The sequence below is a fragment of the Streptomyces sp. NBC_01451 genome (assembly GCF_036227485.1).
Taxonomy (GTDB): domain Bacteria; phylum Actinomycetota; class Actinomycetes; order Streptomycetales; family Streptomycetaceae; genus Streptomyces.
Window position 1 is genome coordinate 3,189,360 of sequence record NZ_CP109479.1, and the last position, 19,984, is coordinate 3,209,343.

General features: G+C 70.5%; 15 protein-coding genes and 1 pseudogene. 11 read left to right on the plus strand and 5 right to left on the minus strand.

The window, feature by feature from the left end; translation table 11 throughout:
- Positions 1-3 precede the first annotated feature (3 nt).
- Both OG595_RS13530 and OG595_RS13535 read right to left on the minus strand, forming a co-directional pair.
- Positions 4-756: an IclR family transcriptional regulator gene (locus OG595_RS13530; RefSeq protein WP_329271569.1), complete on the minus strand. Its 753-nt coding sequence runs from the start codon at positions 754-756 to the stop codon at positions 4-6.
- Positions 753-1,874 carry a sugar kinase gene (locus OG595_RS13535; RefSeq protein ID WP_329271571.1) on the minus strand — a complete coding sequence of 374 codons (1,122 nt, stop codon included), beginning with the start codon at positions 1,872-1,874 and terminating at the stop codon, positions 753-755. Before OG595_RS13535 ends, OG595_RS13530 begins: the two co-directional genes overlap by 4 nt.
- A 135-nt stretch (positions 1,875-2,009) precedes the next feature.
- Between OG595_RS13535 and OG595_RS13540 the strand changes: the two genes are divergently transcribed.
- Together OG595_RS13540 and OG595_RS13545 are read left to right on the plus strand one after the other, a co-directional pair.
- The gene (locus tag OG595_RS13540; protein ID WP_329271573.1) at positions 2,010-3,395 is read left to right on the plus strand and encodes an amino acid deaminase; all 1,386 of its coding nucleotides are present in this window, start codon (positions 2,010-2,012) and stop codon (positions 3,393-3,395) included.
- 32 nt (positions 3,396-3,427) lie between these two features.
- Positions 3,428-5,056 (plus strand): N-acyl-D-amino-acid deacylase family protein, encoded by a 1,629-nt coding sequence (locus tag OG595_RS13545; protein ID WP_329271576.1) that lies wholly within the window; start codon positions 3,428-3,430, stop codon positions 5,054-5,056.
- 102 nt (positions 5,057-5,158) lie between these two features.
- Here the strand turns inward: OG595_RS13545 and OG595_RS13550 are convergent, their stop codons facing one another.
- Both OG595_RS13550 and OG595_RS13555 read right to left on the minus strand, forming a co-directional pair.
- Positions 5,159-6,034 (minus strand): S1 family peptidase, encoded by an 876-nt coding sequence (locus tag OG595_RS13550; RefSeq protein WP_329271579.1) that lies wholly within the window; start codon positions 6,032-6,034, stop codon positions 5,159-5,161.
- Between the two features lie 247 nt (positions 6,035-6,281).
- Positions 6,282-7,523, minus strand: coding sequence for a hypothetical protein (locus OG595_RS13555; RefSeq protein ID WP_329271582.1), 1,242 nt, complete (start codon positions 7,521-7,523; stop codon positions 6,282-6,284).
- A 119-nt stretch (positions 7,524-7,642) separates the two neighbouring features.
- On the opposite strand from OG595_RS13555, the gene OG595_RS13560 reads away from it, so the two are divergent.
- From OG595_RS13560 to OG595_RS13585, 6 genes are all read left to right on the plus strand, one after another.
- Positions 7,643-8,854 carry a pyridoxal phosphate-dependent aminotransferase gene (locus OG595_RS13560; protein ID WP_329271585.1) on the plus strand — a complete coding sequence of 404 codons (1,212 nt, stop codon included), beginning with the start codon at positions 7,643-7,645 and terminating at the stop codon, positions 8,852-8,854.
- A gap of 110 nt (positions 8,855-8,964) precedes the next feature.
- A complete protein-coding gene (locus OG595_RS13565) occupies positions 8,965-9,393 on the plus strand; it encodes an SCO4983 family protein (protein ID WP_329271587.1) in 429 nt (142 codons plus the stop codon).
- A gap of 312 nt (positions 9,394-9,705) precedes the next feature.
- The gene (locus OG595_RS13570; RefSeq protein ID WP_329271589.1) at positions 9,706-10,800 is read left to right on the plus strand and encodes a hypothetical protein; all 1,095 of its coding nucleotides are present in this window, start codon (positions 9,706-9,708) and stop codon (positions 10,798-10,800) included.
- A 16-nt stretch (positions 10,801-10,816) separates the two neighbouring features.
- The gene (locus OG595_RS13575) at positions 10,817-12,046 is read left to right on the plus strand and encodes a toxic anion resistance protein (RefSeq protein ID WP_329271591.1); all 1,230 of its coding nucleotides are present in this window, start codon (positions 10,817-10,819) and stop codon (positions 12,044-12,046) included.
- Positions 12,043-13,602 carry a substrate-binding and vWA domain-containing protein gene (locus OG595_RS13580; protein ID WP_329271594.1) on the plus strand — a complete coding sequence of 520 codons (1,560 nt, stop codon included), beginning with the start codon at positions 12,043-12,045 and terminating at the stop codon, positions 13,600-13,602. The genes OG595_RS13575 and OG595_RS13580 overlap by 4 nt, the downstream gene beginning before the upstream one ends.
- On the plus strand, positions 13,589-14,209 hold the full coding sequence (locus OG595_RS13585; protein WP_329271596.1) for a hypothetical protein: 621 nt from the start codon (positions 13,589-13,591) through the stop codon (positions 14,207-14,209). Before OG595_RS13580 ends, OG595_RS13585 begins: the two co-directional genes overlap by 14 nt.
- 248 nt (positions 14,210-14,457) lie before the next feature.
- Here the strand turns inward: OG595_RS13585 and OG595_RS13590 are convergent, their stop codons facing one another.
- On the minus strand, positions 14,458-16,305 hold the full coding sequence (locus OG595_RS13590; RefSeq protein ID WP_329271598.1) for a phosphoenolpyruvate carboxykinase (GTP): 1,848 nt from the start codon (positions 16,303-16,305) through the stop codon (positions 14,458-14,460).
- 327 nt (positions 16,306-16,632) lie between these two features.
- Between OG595_RS13590 and trhA the strand changes: the two genes are divergently transcribed.
- From trhA to OG595_RS13605, 3 genes and pseudogenes are all read left to right on the plus strand, one after another.
- A complete protein-coding gene (gene trhA / locus OG595_RS13595; protein ID WP_329271601.1) occupies positions 16,633-17,352 on the plus strand; it encodes a PAQR family membrane homeostasis protein TrhA in 720 nt (239 codons plus the stop codon).
- Positions 17,353-17,535: 183 nt separating this feature from the next.
- Positions 17,536-19,253 (plus strand): annotated as a pseudogene (locus OG595_RS13600) (MFS transporter).
- Positions 19,254-19,257: 4 nt separating this feature from the next.
- The gene (locus tag OG595_RS13605; RefSeq protein WP_329271603.1) at positions 19,258-19,881 is read left to right on the plus strand and encodes a TetR/AcrR family transcriptional regulator; all 624 of its coding nucleotides are present in this window, start codon (positions 19,258-19,260) and stop codon (positions 19,879-19,881) included.
- Positions 19,882-19,984 lie beyond the last annotated feature (103 nt).

The window sequence follows — 19,984 nt, forward strand, 5'->3', positions numbered from 1 at the left end:
TTCCTAAACGGCTGGGGTTCTTCCGGAGTACTCACCGCTGATGGCATCCGCCGTACGGCGGACCAGTGGCAGCAGGGTGAGGAGTTCGTCGGCGGTGACGACGACGTTGGGGGCGGAGACGGACATGGCGGCGACCACCCGTCCGTCGGCACCGCTGATGGGGGCCGCGACACAGTTGATGGACTCCTCGTGACCGCCCAGGTCGGTGGCCCATCCCTGGTCGCGCACCTTCTCCAACTCCCTCAGGAAAGCAGGGGCGTTGGGGGTGGAGCGGGAGGTGTACATGGGGTAGTCGAGCTTGTCGGCGACGGCACGCCGTTCGGGCTCCGGCAGGTCGGCGAGCAGCAGCTTGGCGACGGCGGCGACGGTGATGGCGACGGGCTTGCCGATCCGCGAGTACATGCGTACCGGGTAGCGGCTCTCGACCTTGTCGATGTAGAGGACCTCGCCCTCCTCGTGCACGGCGAGGTGGACGGTGTGCCCGCAGTGCTCGTTGAGGCGTACGAGGTGGGGGTGGGCGATCTCCCGGATGTCGAGGTTCTCGACGGCTTCCTGGGCGAGCGCGAAGAGGCGGGCGCCGAGGCGGTAGCGCTGGTCGGACTGGCGGTAGACGAGTCCGTGCTCGTGCAGGGTGCGCAGCAGCCGCAGCGCGGTGGACTTGTGGACGCCGAGCCGGTCGGCGACCCGGCCGAGGTCGGCGGGGCCCTCGGCGAGCAACGGCAGGATGCTCAGCGCGCGGTCGACGGTCTGGCTCATGGGGTGCGTACCTCCTCCGGGGCCTGCTCGGCCTGCGTCCAGCCGGGCCCGAGTCGAAGTGTCTCCCACGCGCGCTCGTCGAGAGCGGTCAGCCGGTCGGCGTGGTCGCGGGCGGGCGGCGCGGCGAGGTCGCCGGGGACGGTGAGGACGGCGGCGGCCATGAGGTGGCCGTGCCGGATACGGTCCCGTACGGGGAGGCCCCGCAGGGTCGCGGCGAGGAACCCGGCGGCGAAGGCGTCGCCGGCCCCCACTGCCGCGACGACGTCGACGCGGGGCGCCCGGGCATGCGTGGCGACACGGTCGGCGTCCTCCAGTCCCGCCAGTCCTGCCAGTCCTGCCAAGCCCGTTGGCCCTGCCGGCCCCGCCACTGCGCCGGGGCCCTTGTCGAAGGCGACGGCGCCGCCCCTGCCCTGCTTGACGACCACGAGTCCCGGCTCGGGCAGCGCCCCCGCGATGTCGCCGGCGCCACGCAGCCCCCACGCGGCCTCCGCCTCGTCGGAGCCCACGAAGACGATGTCGGCCCGCCGCGCCAGATCCAGCAGCACCCGGGGACCGTCGCTGTCGGCCCACAGCCCCGGCCGGAAGTTGACGTCGAAGGAGACGAGCGGCCGGCCCGCCCGGGGCTCGGTCAGCTCCCACAGCAGGTCGAGACAGTCGGCGGAGAGGGCCGCGGTGATCCCGGACAGATGCAGCACCCGCCCGGCGCGCGCCGCCGCCAGATCCATGTTCGCCGCGGACATCACCGAGGCCGCCGACCCGGCCCGGTAGTACGCCACCTCGTGCGCGTCGGTCGCCCGGTCCCCCGCCGTACGGAAGTACACCCCTGTCGGACGCGTCGGATCACGCCGTACGGACGCCACGTCCACGCCGTACGACCCGATCGCCTGTATCAGGTGGTCGCCGAAGCCGTCGTCGCCGACACGGCCGATCCACCGGGCGGAGTGGCCGGCGGCGGCGAGGGCGCAGGCCACGTTGGACTCGGCGCCGCCGATGGCACGCTCGAAGGACGGTACGTCGGCGAGGCGACCCGGCCGGGAGGGCAGGAAGGTGACCATGGACTCACCGAGCGCGACGACGTCCACGACGTCGGGGGCATTGCAGGGTCCGGTGATGGTCACGATCGTCGTAGCTCCTGGATGGTGCGGGGAGACGGCGGCTCCGTTGACCCCGCGTTGGCGAGATGTTAGACAGCGACAAGCGATATGCGCAATGAGCGTTGCAAAGAGTGCAACGACCTGGACGAGGGAGACCCCATGGGCGCAGAGGACACCGAGGACGTCGGTCACATCGGGCGCATCGGGCACGCTGAGCACTTCGGTCAGGTGGAGCGCGTCGGGGGCGGTCAGGGTGCCGGGAGCACCGGGGCGGCGCTCGCCGGGCTGGCCACCGAACTGGTCGACGCCCGCTTCAAGGGTCTCCCGCCGGACGCCGACGGTCTGACCGTCGGCGAGCTGGCCGCCCAGCGCCGCAACCTCTTCACCGGCGGCTTCACCACGCCCGTACTGGCCCTCTCCGCCGAGCGTCTCGCCCACAACCTGGAACTGATGGAGACGTACGCGGCCCGCCACGGCCTCGCCTTCGCCCCGCACGGCAAGACCTCCATGGCCCCGCAGCTCTTCCACCGCCAGATCGGGCACGGCGCCTGGGGCATCACCCTCGCGGTCCCCCACCAGGTGCGCGTCGCCCGCGCCTTCGGCATCCAACGGGTCTTCCTGGCCAACGAGTTGGTCGACCCGGCGGCCCTGCGCTGGATCGCGGCCGAGCTGGCCGCCGACCCCGGCTTCCGCTTCGTCTGTTACGTCGACTCCGTGCGCGGGGTGGAACTGATGGACGCGGCTCTCCCGGCGGCGGGGGCGGGCACCCGTCCGCTGGACGTGGTCGTCGAACTCGGCGCCGGCGAGGGCGCCCGGACCGGCGTGCGCACGGAGGCGGAGTGCGCGGCGGTCGCGGACGCCGTGGCCGCCGCACCGTCACTGCGGCTGGTCGGGGTCGCCGGGTACGAGGGCGAGGTGCCGCGGGCCGACCCGGAGCGGGTGCGGGCGTGGCTGCGGCGGCTGGTGGCGCTGGCGGCGGACTTCGACAAGGCGGGGCGGTTCGCCGGCACGTCGCTCGAGGAGATCGTGGTGAGCGCGGGCGGCAGCGCCTGGTTCGACGTGGTCGCCGACGTCTTCGTGGAGATCCCCGAACTGTCGCTCCCCGTACTGAAGTTGCTGCGCTCGGGGGCGTACGTCTCGCACGACGACGGCCGCTACCGCGAGGTCACGCCGTTCAACCGGGTTCCCGAGGAGGGTGCCCTGGAGCCCGCCTTCCTCCTGTGGACGCAGGTCGTCTCCCGCCCCACCCCCGAGCAGGCCTTCGTCAACGCGGGCAAGCGGGACGCGGCGTACGACCTCGACCTGCCGTTGGCCCGGGCGGTCCGCAGGGAGGGGGCTCCGGAGCGGCCCGCCACCGGCATCTCGGTCACCGGCCTCTCCGACCAGCACGCCTGGCTGCGTACGGCCCCGGAGGCGGACCTGGAGGTCGGCGACTGGCTGGGCCTGGGCCTGTCCCACCCGTGCACGTCGTTCGACAAGTGGCAGCTGATCCCGGTCGCGGAGGCGGACGGCACGGTCGTCGAATACATCCGCACGTTCTTCTGATCTACGATCCCCAACCGCTGAGGAGGCCCGGCGTGGATGAGCTCGTCATTCGGGACGCGGACGTCGTGGACGGCTCCGGCGGGCCGTCGTACCGCGCCGACGTGGTGGTCGACGGCGGCCGGATCGTGTCGATCGTCCAGGAGGCGGCGGCAGCGGGCTGCCAACGCCCCGAGGCACGCAGGGAGTTGGACGCGGAGGGGCTGACCCTGTCCCCCGGCTTCATCGACATGCACGCCCACAGCGACCTCGCCCTGCTCCGCGACCCCGACCACAGTGCGAAGGCCGCGCAGGGGGTGACCCTCGAAGTCCTGGGCCAGGACGGGCTGTCGTACGCCCCGGTCGACGACCGGACCCTCGCCGAGGTCCGCCGCGCGATCGCCGGCTGGAACGGCCACGGCGACGACATCGACTTCGACTGGCGTTCCGTGGGCGAGTACCTGGACCGTCTCGACCACGGCTTCGACGGCGGGGGCATCGCCGTCAACGCGGCCTATCTGATCCCGCAGGGCACGGTACGGATGCTCGCCGTCGGCTGGGACGACCGGGACGCGACACCCCAGGAGCTGGACCGGATGCGGCAGTTGGTCGCGGAGGGGATGGAACAGGGTGCGGTGGGCATGTCGTCGGGGCTCACCTACACACCCGGCATGTACGCCAAGGACGCGGAACTGACCGAGCTGTGCCGGGTGGTGGCGTCGTACGGCGGCTACTACTGCCCCCACCACCGCTCGTACGGCGCGGGGGCGCTGGAGGCGTACGCGGAGATGGTGAGCCTGACCCGCGAGGCGGGCTGCCCGCTCCATCTCGCGCACGCCACCATGAACTTCGGTGAGAACGAGGGCCGGGCGCCGGAGCTGCTGTCGCTGCTGGACGAGGCGCTGGCGGCGGGGGCGGACCTGACCCTGGACACGTATCCCTACACGCCCGGCTCCACAACGCTCGTGGCGATGCTGCCGAGTTGGGCGGGCGAAGGCGGTCCGGAGGAGGTCCTGAAGCGCCTGGCGGACACCGACACCGCCGAACGTGTCCGTCACCACCTGGAGGTGGTCGGCGCTGACGGCTGCCACGGCGTGCCCATCGAGTGGGACACGATCGAGATCTCGGGGGTGACGGACCCGGCGCTGAGCGAGTTCGTGGGCCGCACGGTCGAGGAGTCGGCGCGGGCGCGCGGGGAAACCCCCTGGTCGACGGCGCGCGGCCTGTTGCTGGCGGACCGCCTGGGCACGACGATCCTCCAGCACGTCGGCCACGAGGAGAACGTCCGCGCGATCATGCGCCACCGCGTCCACACAGGCGGCTCGGACGGCATCCTCCAGGGCACGAAGCCGCATCCGCGTGCGTACGGCACGTTCCCGCGGTATCTGGGCAGGTACGTAAGGGAGTTGGGCATCCTCTCCCTGGAGGAGTGCGTGGCCCATCTGACCTCGCGCCCGGCGGCCCGGCTACGGCTGCCGGACCGGGGGCTGGTCCGCGAGGGCTACCGCGCCGACCTGGTCCTCTTCGACGCGGCGACGGTGGCGGCGGGCTCCACCTTCGAGGCGCCGCGCACACTCCCGACGGGCATCCCGTACGTCCTGATCGACGGCCGGTTCGTGATGGAGGACGGCCGCAGGACGGACGTACTGGCGGGCCGGGCGGTCCGGTCGGCCCCGCGCCCTTAAGGGGCGCGGGGCTGTGTCGATGTGCGGCTCCGCCGCGTGGGCGCGACCAGCCACGACGGCGCAGCAGATCGCGCAACAACCGGTCCCGCCCGCCGCGGAGCGCTACGGCTTAGGCAAGGTGCAACCGCTAGCGCTGAGGTCCAGCTTGTTGTCGAGCCCGAAGCACGCCGGGATCTGGTACGTCTCCTGGGCGTAGTTGATGCCCTGGCGGACGGTCACCGTGCCGTTGGCGTCCACCTCGCAGGGGTTGTTGTCGGTGCAGCGCCCGCCGTCCTCGTTGCCCGTGTTGTTGACGGCGACGACGTTGCCGGTGGCGTTGTCGACGACCGGCGAGCCCGAGGTGCCGCCGATGGTCTGGCAGGCGGAGGTGTAGCGGACCGAGTCCTTCCAGGTCCACTCGCCTTCCTTGAGGCGGTAGGCGAAGCCGTCGACGTTGCAGGCGTACGTGCGCTTCCAGTAGCCGGAGACGACGGTGATCGCGGTGCCGACGACCGGGTGGGTGGTGTTGAGCGTGAGCGGGCTGATGTTGTACGAGCTCTTGATCGCCGCGTAGGTGGTCGTGAGCTGGTAGATCGACACGTCGGTGTCGGTCATCGTCGCGTACGCGATCTTGCTGGCGCGCAGGGTGGCGACGCGGGTCGCCGAGGCGTTGAGCAGCCCGAAGGTACGGGTGGACGCCTGGTCGACGATGACCTCGCCGGCCTCCGGGAAGCCCGTCTCCAGGCAGTGCCCGTTGGACATGACCAGCGCCGGGTCGTCGGCCTCGGAGTTCGGGAAGCGGACGAGCGAGCCGGAACAGTTGGAGAGCGAGACGGTGCCGGCGAAGTTGACGGCCTGGATGGCGGGCGCGGCGGCTGCCTTGACCGAGGCGCTCTTCGCGACGGGCGCGGCCGTGTCGGCCTGCGCGGCGACCGCGGGTGCCGCTCCCGCCCCGGTGATCACCAGGGCTGCGAGCGCGGCAAGGAGAGGCTTGTTCATGTGGGGGTCCCCTCGTACGAAGGAGCGACCGGAGGTTTTCCGGCCGCTCGCTTTTTGTCATGCGCATTGTGATGCGGAAGGGACCGCTGGGGCAAGGAATCGTTTCCGGCCGGAAGTTGGCGAGATTGCGCACAGGCGTCGCCACCACGACTGAGGACCGACACGGGGGCGCCGACCACCGCAGGACGGCGACCCCCGCACCCGACCAGGCCGACGAACCGGGCGATCACGCCCGCCGCCGGCGCGCTCAGAGCCGCTGGAAGATGATGGGGATCAGGGCGGGCACCGCGGGGACCAGTAGGTAGAGGGTGATTCCGGTTGTGGCCCTGCGGGTGGTGACCGGGAGGACCGGGACGGCCCAGACCTGGGCTGTCGCCGGGTCGCGCTCGTTCTCGGGGAGGGTCCGGTAGAGCCACTTGACGTGCTTCTGCTTGACGAGCAGCGCGGAGTGGTAGCCGATCGAGGAGGGGTAGACGATCACGAGCATGTCCACCACCATCACCACCAGCACGACGAACACCATCCACGACGCCGCCGGCAGCCAGACCGTGAAGAAGACCAGCAGGCCGATCAGGTGGGCGAGCGCGGAGCCGTAGGTCCACAGCATGAACTGGCGCAGGGGACGCAGCCCCCGGAAGCCGTCGCTGTCGAACCTCATGTTCGGGGTCACTCCGAAGCCGATCACCGCGGAGCGGTACAGGTAGACGGTGAAGACCACACCCATGACCAGTTGCTTGGCCAGGAAGTAGAAGGCGTACGTGCCCGCCGCGCACAGGGCCACCGCCATCTCGGGATGGGTGTGGCGGTTGGCCCACCAGCCGTCGTAGACCGCGGAGCGCCAGACCGGGTCGGGAAGCCCGGTCGGGTTCCACGCCTCCAGGAGGCCATGGGTGTTGACGAAGGCGTGGAGGAAGTACGTGGCTGTCGCCATGGCCACCGCGACGGCCAGCGAGACGTCCCGGCGGCCGAGCGCGGCCAGCCACCGGTTGGTCCGCCTGACCAGCAGGTTGAGCCGCCGGACCTGCGCCTCGGACAGTCTCTCCGCACCTCCGTTGCGCACGTTCATCTGCACGAAGTCCCGGATGGCCAGCACCTGTTGACAGCAGAAGACCGGAGTGACGAAGACGACCGCCAGCACGACGAGGCCGGCCGGGTCCTGAAGCAGGGACAGGCTCACGCCCCGCAGATCGGTGTTGTCGGCGAACAGGTAGTCCAGGGCCCACCGCCTGTCCGTGTCGGCCGGCGCCCCGAGCACTCCGGCGACTCCGGCCAGGGTCAGCAGCGCGACGGAGGAGGCCAGGCCGAGCAGCCGGATCTTGGTCCCTGCCGTCAGCGGCCGGTACATCAGGCGGACCAGCCGGCGAGCCGCGTTCCGGCGCGGCTGCGGCACTCTGCGCAGCCGGCGCATCGCCCAGCGGAAATCGACAGGTTCGGTCGAGTGGAAGGCTCTCCCGATCCGATCCGGCCGCAGTGCCCTGAGCTGCTCCATCCCCGCCCCCGACGGCCGCGACACCCGATGGTCGCCGACGACCGGTGTCCTGTTTTTCCTCGTCCCAAGTGGTGGAAAACACGGGGCGGCACGCGTTACCCGGCCGTAAGCTCACGGACATGCAGCTGATCCAGTCGACCAAGCTAGCCAACGTCTGTTACGAGATCCGGGGCCCCGTTCTCGAAGAGGCGATGCGGCTTGAGGCGGCGGGGCACCGGATCCTCAAGCTGAACACCGGCAACCCGGCGGCCTTCGGCTTCGAGTGCCCGCCCGAGATCCTGGAGGACATCCTCCGCAACGTCTCCTCGGCCCACGGGTACGGCGACGCGAAGGGGCTGCTGGCGGCGCGCCGGGCGGTCGTCATGCACAACCAGACCCTCGGCATCGAGACGGACGTCGAGCACGTCTTCGTCGGCAACGGCGTCTCCGAGCTGATCGTCATGGCGATGCAGGCCCTCCTCGACGACGGCGACGAGGTGCTCGTCCCCGCCCCCGACTACCCCCTGTGGACGGCGGCGGTCTCCCTCTCCGGCGGTACGGCGGTCCACTACCGCTGCGACGAGCAGGCCGACTGGATGCCGGACCTCGCGGACATCGAGCGCAAGGTCACCGACCGCACCAAGGCGATCGTCATCATCAACCCGAACAACCCGACGGGCGCGGTGTACGACGACGCCATGCTCCGGGGGCTGACGGACATCGCCCGCCGCCACAACCTCCTCGTCTGCTCGGACGAGATCTACGACAAGATCCTTTACGACGGCGCCACGCACACCTCGACCGCGAAGATCGCCCCCGACCTCCTCACGCTCACCTTCAACGGCATGTCGAAGGCGTACCGCGTCGCCGGATACCGGGTCGGCTGGATGGCGATCTCCGGGCCCCGCGCGCACGCCGACTCGTACATCGAGGGCCTGACGATCCTGGCGAACATGCGCCTGTGCGCCAACATGCCGGGGCAGCACGGTGTCGTCGCCGCGCTCAGCGGACGGCAGACCATCAACGACCTGGTGCTGCCGGGCGGGCGGCTGAAGGAGCAGATGGATGTCGCCTACGAGCTGCTCACGCAGATTCCGGGCGTCAGCTGCGTGAAGCCGAAGGGCGCGCTCTATCTCTTCCCGCGCCTCGACCCGAACGTCTTCAGGATCAAGGACGACCGGCGGATGGTCCTGGACCTGCTCCGCCGCGAGAAGATCATGGTCGTGCACGGTACGGGCTTCAACTGGCCCGAACAGGACCACTTCCGCGTCGTCACGCTCCCCACGGTCGGCGACCTGCGGGACGCGGTGACCCGCATCGGCAAGTTCCTGGACGGCTACAGCCAGCCGTAGCGGTGGAAACCGCGGAAAGCGTCGGTAAACCTCCGTCCCCGATCGGGCTCAACTTTAGACTGAATCTAAGCTAGGATGGCTTCCTGTCAGCGCACAGGAGGCCGTCTCCCATGTACGAACCGATCCGCACCCCGTCGGTCCACAGCACCCGCAGCGCACCGGCCGGCACCGCCTCGGACTTCCCCCACAGGTCGCGCGAGGAGGAGCTGGACATCCAGCTGGCCGGTCATCTCGCCGCACTCCTCACCGCGACCGACGAGCTGCGCGCCCTCGCACCGTCCGCCGACCTGGACAACGCCGCCGAGCGCCTCACCGGCCAGGTGAGCCGACTGCGCCACGGCCGTACGCCGGTCCGCGCCCCCGCTCCCGCCACCGTCGCCCCCGACCTCGCCGCCCTGCACCAGCGCGCCCTCGCGCTCGCCGGACGGGCCCTGGTCGTCGCGGCCTCCCGCGCCGACACGGCCGCCGCGATTCTCGCCGCCGAGCGCATGGACGCCCACGCCGAGGCCACCGGACCCCGCGCCCTCGCGTCCCGCTGAGCCCCCGACTCCTCTCCAGGGCTCCCCTCTACGGCCCCGGTCCGCGCGCTCCCGCAGCGACGCGCGGACCGGGTGCCACCGCACCGCGTTCGCTTGAGCAGGGGGTTCTTGTGGCGCCGGGTTGTGAGGTGCCGTTGGCCGGGGTGCGGTTCGCCTTAAGAGGTTCCGTGGCATGCGGCTGCGGGCCCGTTGTGGCTTGTCGCGCAGTTCCCCGCGCCCCTTAAAGGCGGCGTGGCGTACCGGGACGGGTGCTTCACCCTCTGTTCACCCATCTCGCCGGGGAACGTTGGATTCCGGGAGCACGCTCCGGGCGTGAGACGAATCGCAGGGATTGTCCTCGCGGTCCTGCTGATCGGCGGCGTGGTGGCAGCCGTCGTGGCGGGCCGGGACAACGGGGACCGGAGCACGGCAACGAAGACCGTGCGTGGAGTGATCGGGTCGGAGAAGGCGGAGTTCTTCGCCGATCCCGACGTGGTGAAGGCCCTCGCCGCCAAGGGCTACACCGTGCGGACGGAGACCTCCGGGTCGTGGGCCATGGAAGGGCTGGACCTCAAGGGGTACGACTTCGCCTTCCCGTCCAGCCAGGCACCCGCCGACGAACTGGCCGCCAAGTACAAGGCACGGCAGCCCCTGCCGCGCCCCTTCTACTCGCCGCTCGTCGTCGTGGCCCACCGAAACGCCGCCGAGGTGCTGGCCGCCAACGGACTCGCGACGCTCGACAAGGGGCAGCACCGCGGCACCCTGAGGATGGCCGCCTATCTCGCCGCCGCCGACCAGGACCGCACCTGGCAGCAGCTCAAGGGCACTGCAAAGTACGGGGAGTTGACCGGCACCCTCTACATCGCCTCCACCGACCCGGAGAGTTCCAGCTCGGGTGCTCTCTACCTCGCCGCCACCAGCTATGTGGCGAACGGCGGCCGGGTGGTGGCGAGCGACGCGGACATCGGCCGTACCGCGCCCCTGATGCACAAGCTGGTCAGCGTCCAGGGCGCCCAACAGCCCAGCTCCGACGCGGCGTTCCGGGACTTCGTGAGCGGCGCCGGAAACCCGCTGGTGCTCGTCTACGAGTCGCAGGTCGCCTCGCTCCTCGGTACCGACGGTCAGCAGGGCGCCGGCGGCGACCTCACCGTCCTCTACCCGGACACCACCGCCAACAGCGACCACACCGTCGTACCGCTGACCGAAGAGGGCCGCGCACTCGGTGAACTCCTCAGCGACGACCCGGTGTTGCGCAAGCTCGCCGTCCGGCACGGGTTCCGGCCGCAGGGTGACGCCGCCGAGTTCGTCGCGGCCACCGCCGCCCACGCCGCCTACCTCAACCAGAGACTGACCGGCGTCCGGCAGGCGCCCGTGCCCACCTCCGAGGTGCTGCACGAGATGGCGCGCCGGGCCCGAGGACAGTCGTAACCAGGGGGGATCACACATGAACTTCCAGAAGCCCAGACAGCACACGAGCGAGAACACGAGCCAGGACAGCAGTCGGAGCGCCGACGACATCTTCACCCTCACCCCGCCCGAGCCCGTCGCGGCCGTGCCGCGCGAGAAGGCCGGCGGTCTCGTCCCCGTCGACGACGGTGTCCGTACGGACATGGCCCGCAAGGCCGCCGAGTACGTCGGACAACTGGCCGCTCTCGACGCCCGCTCGCCCGAGTTCGCGGGCCGGGTAGGGGAGATCACCGGCCTCGGCGCCGGTGAGATGCGGACCGCCGCCGCGCAGTCCAACCGCATGCTGGAACGGGCCGTCCGCAGCCTGCCGGGCAAGGGCGGGGACGCCCAGTCCCAGGTGGCGGGCTCACTCGTCGAACTCCGGCGCGTGGTGGAGGACCTGGACCCGCGTGACCTGCCCACGGGCAAGGGGCGGAAGTTCCTCTCCAAGCTGCCCGGCGGCAACAGACTGCGCGACCACGTCGCCAAGTACGCCTCCTCGCAGGCGAACCTGAACAAGATCGTGGGCTCGCTGCGCGGCGGCCAGGACGAACTGCGCAGGGACAGCGCGGCGTTGCAGACCGAACGTGTCCGCCTCTGGGAGACCATGGGCAAGCTCCAGGAGTACGTCGTCCTGACGGAAGCCCTGGACTCCGCGGTGGAACAGCACATCGGCGGCGTCGAGGCGGCCGACCCGGCGGTCGCCGACAACCTGCGCGCCGACGTGCTCTTCCCGGTCCGGCAGAAGCACCAGGACCTGCTGACCCAGCTCGCGGTGTGCGCACAGGGCTACCTCGCCATGGACGTCGTACGCCGCAACAACGACGAACTGATCAAGGGGGTCGACCGCGCGGCCACCACGACCGTGTCCGCGCTGCGCATCTCCGTGATGCTGGCCACCGCCCTCGACAACCAGAAGAAGGTCATCGAGCAGGTCAACGCGCTGCGCGGGACGACCGAGGACCTCATCCGGGGCAACGCGGAGATGCTCGCCACGCAGAGCGGCGAGATCCAGCGGATCGCCGCCGATCCGGCCGTCGGGGCGGAGACCCTCCGCAACGCCTTCCAGCAGATCTACCGCACCCTCGACACCATCGACACCTACAAGGTCCAGGCGACCGAGGCGATGGCGGCGACGGTGGAGTCGCTGACCTCCGAACTCCAGCACGCGAGCGCCTACTTGGAACGCAGCCGGTCCCGGAGCGCTCTGGACGGGGGCCAGGTATGAGCATCGGACGCCGGCTCACGGCCACCACGGTTCTCGCACTCGCCGCCCTCCTGACCGCCTCCGCCTGTACGGCGCAGGAGTCGTCCCAGGACCCGGCCGCCGCGGCCGCCGCGGAGCCCGGCACCCTCCGTGTCCTCGCCTCCAGCGAACTCTCCGACATGAAGCCGGTGCTCGCCCGGGTCGAGAAGGACACCGGCATCAAGGTCCGGCCCACCTACATGGGCACCCTCGACGCCGTCGACCTGCTGGCGAAGGGGAGGACGGACGGGGCGTACGACGCCCTGTGGCTGTCCTCCAACGACTATCTGCGGCTGCGTCCCGACGCGGCGAAGAAGGTCGTGTCGGAGACGTCCGTCATGTCGAGCCCGGTCGCGATCGGCGTACGGGCCGCCACGGTGAGGGAGTTGGGCTGGAAGCCGGACCAGGTCACCTGGTCCCAGGTCGAGGAGGCGGTAGGGGACGGGCGGCTGACGTACGGCATGACCGACCCCGCGCGCTCCAACTCCGGCTTCTCCACGCTGGTTTCGGTCGCCTCGGGTCTGTCGGGGGCACAGTCCGCGCTCACCGACGCCGAGGTGACGAAGGCGTCGCCGCGCCTGAAGGAGTTCTTCAAGGGGCAGAAGCTGACGTCCGGTTCGTCGGGCTGGCTGGCCGCCGCGTACCAGCGGCGCGGCACGGTCGACGCCCTGCTCAACTACGAGTCCGTCCTCAAGGGCATTCCGGGCCTCACGGTGATCCGCCCGCGCGACGGAGTCGTCACCGCCGACTACCCGGTCACCTCCCTCGCGTCGACGGACGCCGCGACCCGGGAGGAGGTCCGCCGGCTGACGGAGGCCCTGCGCACCCCGGCGATCCAGCGTCAGATCACCGACGTCACCCACCGGCGCCCGGTCGTCGCCTCCGTACCGCCCGCGGCCGGTCTCGACACCTCCCGCCGCCGTGAACTCCCCTTCCCCGGCAGCCGATCCGTCGCCGACGGCCTGCTCGACGCGTACGAGAACGAGCTGCGCCGCCCCTCGCGGACGGTGTACGTCCTCGACACCTCGGGCTCGATGGAGGGCGGGCGGCTGGCCGGGCTGAAGCAGGCGCTGCGCGGCCTCACCGGGGACTTCCGGCAGCGTGAGGAGGTCACGCTGATGCCGTTCGGCTCGGACGTGAAGAGCGTACGGACGCATGTGGTGAGCCCCTCCGATCCGCGGAGCGGACTCGACGCGATCCGCCGGGACACCGACGGGCTGGCGGCGGACGGCGACACCGCGATCTACACGTCACTGGAGCAGGCGTACGAGCAACTCGGCGCCGACCGCGACACGTTCACGTCGATCGTGCTGATGACGGACGGCGAGAACACGGCGGGCGCGAAGGCGGCGGAGTTCGACGGCTTCTACCGCCGGCTCCCGGTCCGGCAGCGGGAGATACCCGTCTTCCCCATCCTCTTCGGCGACTCGGACCGCTCCGAGCTGGCGCACATCGCCGATCTGACCGGCGGTCGTCTCTTCGACGCCCAGGACGGCTCGCTCGACGGCGCGTTCAAGGAGATCCGTGGCTACCAGTAGGTTCACGGGAATCGTGGGGTTCCTGGAGTCCCGCAAGAACATCGCCGGGAGCACGTGCGGGCTGGTCGGCCTGGGCCTGACCTTCACCGGTGTGGCGGGACCGTACTGGCCGGTCGTCGTCGCCGGGCTGTACGGCGCGGGTGCGCTGATCGCACCGCCGGAGCGGCAGCCGGTGCCGGACTTCCCGGACCCGTCCGCGCAGCTCTCCGCCCAACTCGACGAGCTGCGGGGGGACTTCGGCCGGTTGCTGGCATACCTCGACGGCGTCGAACTGCCGCCCGCCGCCGCCGGCCGGCTCACCGAGCTGACCGGACTCCTCACGGCGCTGCTGGACCCCGGCTGGTCCGGCGAGGTGCTGGCGACCGACCCGGAGGGCGTCCACACGCTCTCCCGGGCCGTACGGCAGGACGTGCCGGAGGCCGTCGACACCTTCGTACGGACCCGGTGGTGGACCCGGCTGGCCCCGGGCGCGGAGGCGCCGGAACGGCACCTGGAACGGCAGCTCGGGCTGCTGTACGAGGAGGCGGAGCGGCTGGCGGTGAGCCTCCGGGAGGCGGAGGCCCGACGCCAGGAGACACACACCCGCTACCTGGAGGACCGCGCGTAGCCGAGCCACACCCGGACGTTCTTCGCCCCCGCCGCCCCCAGCTTCGGCCCTGAAGGGGCCTCGTCCTCAAACGCCGGACGGGCTGAAGATCAGCCCGTCCGGCGTTTGAGGAGCGGGGGTTCGGGGGCAGCGCCCCCGAGGACGGGACGGGTAGGGACGGCGGGGGCGAGAAGAGGCACCGCGGCCGGTCGTGACGACGTCGCAGGTCAGGGCAAGTCCGACCGGCCGCGGAGTGATGGGGGCGAGCCTCAGCCCAGGCGCTGCACCAGCGCCCGGTACTCGTCCCACAGTTCCTTCGGAGTGTGCTCGCCGAACGTGTTCAGGTGCTCGGGAACCAGCGCCGCCTCCTCACGCCACACCTCCTTGTCGACCGTGAGCAGGAAGTCGAGGTCGGACTCGGAGAGTTCGAGACCGTCCGTGTCGAGCGCGCCCTTGGCCGGCAGCACACCGATCGGCGTCTCGACACCCTCGGCCTTCCCGTCCAGCCGGTCCACGATCCACTTCAGGACCCGGCTGTTCTCACCGAAGCCGGGCCACACGAACTTGCCCTCGTCGTTCTTGCGGAACCAGTTGACGTAGTAGATCTTCGGCAGCTTGGACTGGTCCTTGTCCTTCGCCACGTCGATCCAGTGCGCCATGTAGTCGCCCATGTTGTAGCCGCAGAACGGCAGCATGGCGAAGGGGTCGCGGCGCAGCTCACCGACCTTGCCCTCGGCGGCGGCCGTCTTCTCGGAGGCCACGTTCGCGCCCAGGAAGACACCGTGGTTCCAGTCGAAGGACTCGGTGACGAGCGGTACGGCGGTGGCGCGCCGCCCGCCGAACAGGATCGCCGAGATCGGCACGCCCTTCGGGTCCTCCCACTCGGGCGCGATGATCGGGCACTGGGCGGCGGGGGTGGTGAAACGGGCGTTGGGATGGGCGGCCGGGACTCCCGACTCCGGGGTCCAGGAGTTGCCCTTCCAGTCCGTCAGATGGGCCGGAGTCTCCTCCGTCATGCCCTCCCACCAGACGTCGCCGTCGTCGGTCAGCGCCACGTTGGTGAAGACCGAGTTGCCCCACAGGGTCTTCATCGCGTTGGCGTTGGTGTGCTCACCGGTGCCGGGCGCGACGCCGAAGAAGCCCGCCTCGGGGTTGATGGCGTAGAGACGGCCGTCCTCACCGAAGCGCATCCAGGCGATGTCGTCGCCGATCGTCTCGACGGTCCAGCCGCCGACCGTCGGCTCCAGCATCGCGAGGTTCGTCTTGCCGCAGGCCGACGGGAAGGCCGCCGCCACGTACTTCGACTCGCCCTGCGGAGGCGTGAGCTTGAGGATCAGCATGTGCTCGGCGAGCCAGCCCTCGTCGCGCGCCATGACGGACGCGATGCGCAGGGCGTAGCACTTCTTGCCGAGCAGCGCGTTGCCGCCGTACCCGGAGCCGTACGACCAGATCTCGCGGCTCTCCGGGAAGTGCGAGATGTACTTCGTGGAGTTGCACGGCCACGGCACGTCGGCCTCGCCCTCGGCCAGCGGCGCCCCGAGCGTGTGTACAGCACGCACGAAGAATCCGTCGGTACCGAGTTCGTCGAGGACCGGCTGCCCCATGCGCGTCATCGTGCGCATGGACACGGCGACGTACGCCGAGTCGGTGATCTCGACGCCGATGGCGGAGAGGTCCGAGCCGAGCGGGCCCATGCAGAACGGGACGACGTACATCGTCCGGCCCTTCATCGAGCCGCGGAAGACGCCCTTGTCCCCCGCGAAGATGTCCCGCATCTCGGCGGGGTCCTTCCAGTGGTTCGTGGGGCCCGCGTCCTCCTCCTTCTCGGAGCAGATGAAGGTGCGGTCCTCGACACGCGCGACGTCGGTCGGGTCGGAGGCCGCGTAGTAGGAGTTGGGGCGTTTGATCGGGTCCAGTTTCCTGAAGGTGCCCTTTTCGACGAGCTCTTCGCACAGACGCTCGTACTCGGCCTCGGATCCGTCACACCAGACCACGTTGTCCGGCTGCGTCAGTTCTGCGATCTCGTTGACCCACGAGACCAGTTGCTTGTGGTTGGTCGGGACGGTGCCTGAGAGGAAGGTGTCAGGGGGAACGGGAGCCGCGATGTCGCGCGCCACGATCTGCTCCTTGAATGAGGGTTTTTTGTTGACTGCCCCTTGGGGGCTGCGACCCGGATGCTTCACGGTATTGATCAATGGCGCTCATCCGGTGCCGACCGCACTCATTTGATCATCCGACCGTTGCGCCCATCTGTCCAGAGGGCCCCACACCTGAGCGACGTGACCATCACCACTCATTCGCCGCCCGCCCAGGCGTTTCCTCCGGGCCACCACGTATTCACCTGGCGCGGCGCGACCCATCGCACATGAGAGGCTGGCCACTTCTCCACCGGCCCGTCGCCGGACTGACGCGTAACTTACGGTTCCGTAGGTACGATTGCCGTCATGACTGCGTCCGTCCCCGACGCGCCCCTGGATTCGCCGGCCGTCGGCCGCGGTCCCCTGGCGCTCTCGCTGCCACATTCCGATGAGATCAAGCCCAAGCTGCGCGGCTGGCTGCATCTCGGCATGTTTCCGGCCGTACTCATCTCCGGCCTGGTACTCACCGCGCTCGCCAGTTCCAGCCGGGCCCGCATCGCCTGCGGGATCTTCACGCTCACCGCGTGCCTGCTGTTCGGCGTGAGCGCGCTCTACCACCGCGGCACCTGGAGCCCGCGCATGGACGGCGTCCTGCGCAGGCTCGACCACGCCAACATCTTCCTGATCATCGCGGGCACCTACACCCCCCTGACGATGCTGCTGCTCCCGGCGAGCAAGGGCCAGTGGCTCCTGTGGGGCATCTGGGGCGCCGCCGTGGCCGGCATCGCCTTCCGGGTGTTCTGGGTCGGCGCCCCGCGCTGGCTCTACACCCCCTGCTACATCGCGATGGGCTGGGCGGCCGTCTTCTTCCTGCCGGACTTCATGCGCGCGGGCGGCATCGCCGTCCTGGTGCTGGTCCTCGTCGGCGGACTCCTCTACAGCGCCGGCGGCGTGATCTACGGGCTCAAGCGCCCCAACCCGTCACCTCGCTGGTTCGGCTTCCACGAGGTGTTCCACTCCCTCACCCTCGCGGCCTTCGTCGCGCACTACATCGGCATCTCGATGGTGGCTTACCAGCACGGGTGATCCCCCCGACCCCTCCCCTTCCACCCCCTTCCCCTCACCCTCACCCGAGATGGCCGCGGCTTCCGAGCCGCGGCCATTTTCTGTGCCCGCACATCCGATTCGCGCGCCCTCGCGCCCAGATTCCGCACGCTTGCACCCCAACCTTATTGACAGTCACCACCTTTTGAGAGTTACTCTCATTTCATGGCTACTGTCACTGGGCCGGACACCGGCACGGACACCACCCCACCCCTCGACCCCCGCCGCTGGTGGGCCCTGGGCGCCCTGGTCGCGAGCATGCTCGTCCTCGGCTTCGACATGACGATCCTCAACGTCGCGCTGCCGACGATGGCCGAACAGCTCGGCGCGTCCACCGGCGAGCAGCTGGGGGTCCCCCCAGGCATTTAGCACTGGGGGAGGATGGCGGACGCGTACATCGTCGTGTTCGCCGCGCTGATGCTCCCGGCCGGACTCCTCGGCGACCGCTTCGGGCGGCGCCGGATGCTGATCGCCGGGCTCGGCGTCTTTCTCGCCGGGTCGCTCGTCGGAGCGCTGGCCGGTGACGTGAACTGGATCGTCGCGGCCCGAGCGCTGATGGGCGTGGGCGCGGCCCTCGTCATGCCCCTGGCCCTCTCCGTCCTGCCCTCGCTCTTCCCGCCCCACGAGCGCACCAAGGCCGTCGGCGTCATCTCGGCCGACTCCGCGCTCGGCATGCCGCTGGGCCCGATCATCGGCGGCTGGCTGCTCAACCACTTCTGGTGGGGCTCGGTCTTCCTGATCAACGTCCCGATGGTCGCCATCGGCATCGCGGCCTGCGTGTTCCTGCTCCCCGAAACCCGTGACCCGGCCTCCCCCAAGGTGGATGTGGCCTCCACGGCGCTCACGGCGACAGGCCTGGGCGCGCTCATCTACTCGATCATCGAAGCCCCCACCCGGGGCTGGACCGACCCGCTGGTCCTCACCCTGTTCGCCCTGGCGGCCGTACTCCTGACGGCCCTCGTCCTGCGCGAACGCCGCGCCACCCGGCCCATGCTCGACATGGCGCTGCTCTCCCAGCGGGGTTTCCTGCTGAACACGATCGCGGCGACGCTGGTGATGTTCGTCCTGTCCGGCCTGATGTTCGTACTGCCGCCGTATCTCCAGGCGGTACTGGGCGGTGACGCGCTGGGCACGGGCGTACGGCTGCTGCCGCTGATGGCCGGCCTGTCGGTGGCCGCACGGGCGGCACAGCCCGTGGGCGCCCGGTTCGGCTCGCGGGCGACGGTGGCCGCCGGCCTGGTGGTCCTGGCCTTCGCGGCGATCCTGGGCAGCCGTACGACGGTCGACGCGGGCTACGGCTACACGGCCCTGTGGCTGACCGTCGCCGGTTTCGGCTTCGGCTTCGCCGTCGTCCCGGCGATGGACGGCGCCCTGGCCACCCTGCCCGCCGACCGCGCGGGCTGGGGGTCCCCCCACGCCCTTGAGGCAGTGGGGGAGGCGGAGGACTCCTGATGACGCTGCGCCAGGTCGGCGGCGCGATCGGTATCGCCCTGCTGGGCAGCCTGCTGGCGAGCACCTTCCGCGACCGCCTCGACGTCACGGGTCTGCCCGCCGACCTCGCGGACACGGCCGGCGACTCGGTGGTCGCGGCCCACCTGATCGCGGAGCGGACCGGCTCGGCACAGCTGCTGACCTCCGCGAACAGCGCGTACGTCCACGGCATGGGAGTCGTCCTGCTGGTGAGCGGGGTGGCTGCTCTGGTGACGGCGCTGCTGGCCGGGGCGTTCCTCCCGAACACTCCGACGCACACCGCTCCCGCACCGACGGACCCGGCACCCCCCACCCCTGCCACCACACCCGACACGGACACGGACACAACTACTGGCGCAGCCAAGGGCACAACCCCCGACATGCCTGCCGGCCGGCCCGATGGCCGACAATGAACGCATGACGGCCGCACGCACCTCTCCCCTCGCCGACCGCCCCCAGCTGGGTCTCCGTGAGCGGAAGAAGATCAAGACCCGGATGGCGATCCGTGCCGCGACGTACGAACTGATCGAGGACCAGGGGTACGACGCCACGACGATCGAGCAGATCGCCGAGCGCGCCGAGGTGTCGCAGTCCACGGTCTTCCGCTACTTCCCCACCAAGGAGGACATCGTGCTCACCGACGAGTACGACTCCGTGCTGGAGGAGGAGCTGCGCGCGCGCCCGGCGGACGAACCGTGGCTCGACTCCCTGCGGTACATCCTGAAGAAGGCCGTCGGCGCCAACTGGACCGAGGAGCCCGAGGTGACCCGGCTGCGCAGCCGGCTGATGCTGGAGGTACCCGCGGTCCGCTCCCGCATGATCGAGAGCATGTCCGAAATCGGGCGCCTCCTCTGCCGTGTCATCGCGGAGCGCACCGGCCGCGACCCCGCCGACCTGGAGGTCCGCGTCTACGCCATGTCCCTGATCGGTGGCCTGTCGGAGGTCACCGTCCACTGGGCGCAGAACGACTTCAGGGACAACCTGGCCGACCTGGTGGACCGCGCGGTGAACGTCTTCGAACACGGCCTCCCGACGGATTGAGCCGAGGCAGCACCTCTTTTCCCACCGCACCTACCCGCCTGCTGCATCCATCCAGCGGGTCGGCACCCCTGCAGTGCCGTCCCGCACCCTCAGCCCGTCCGGC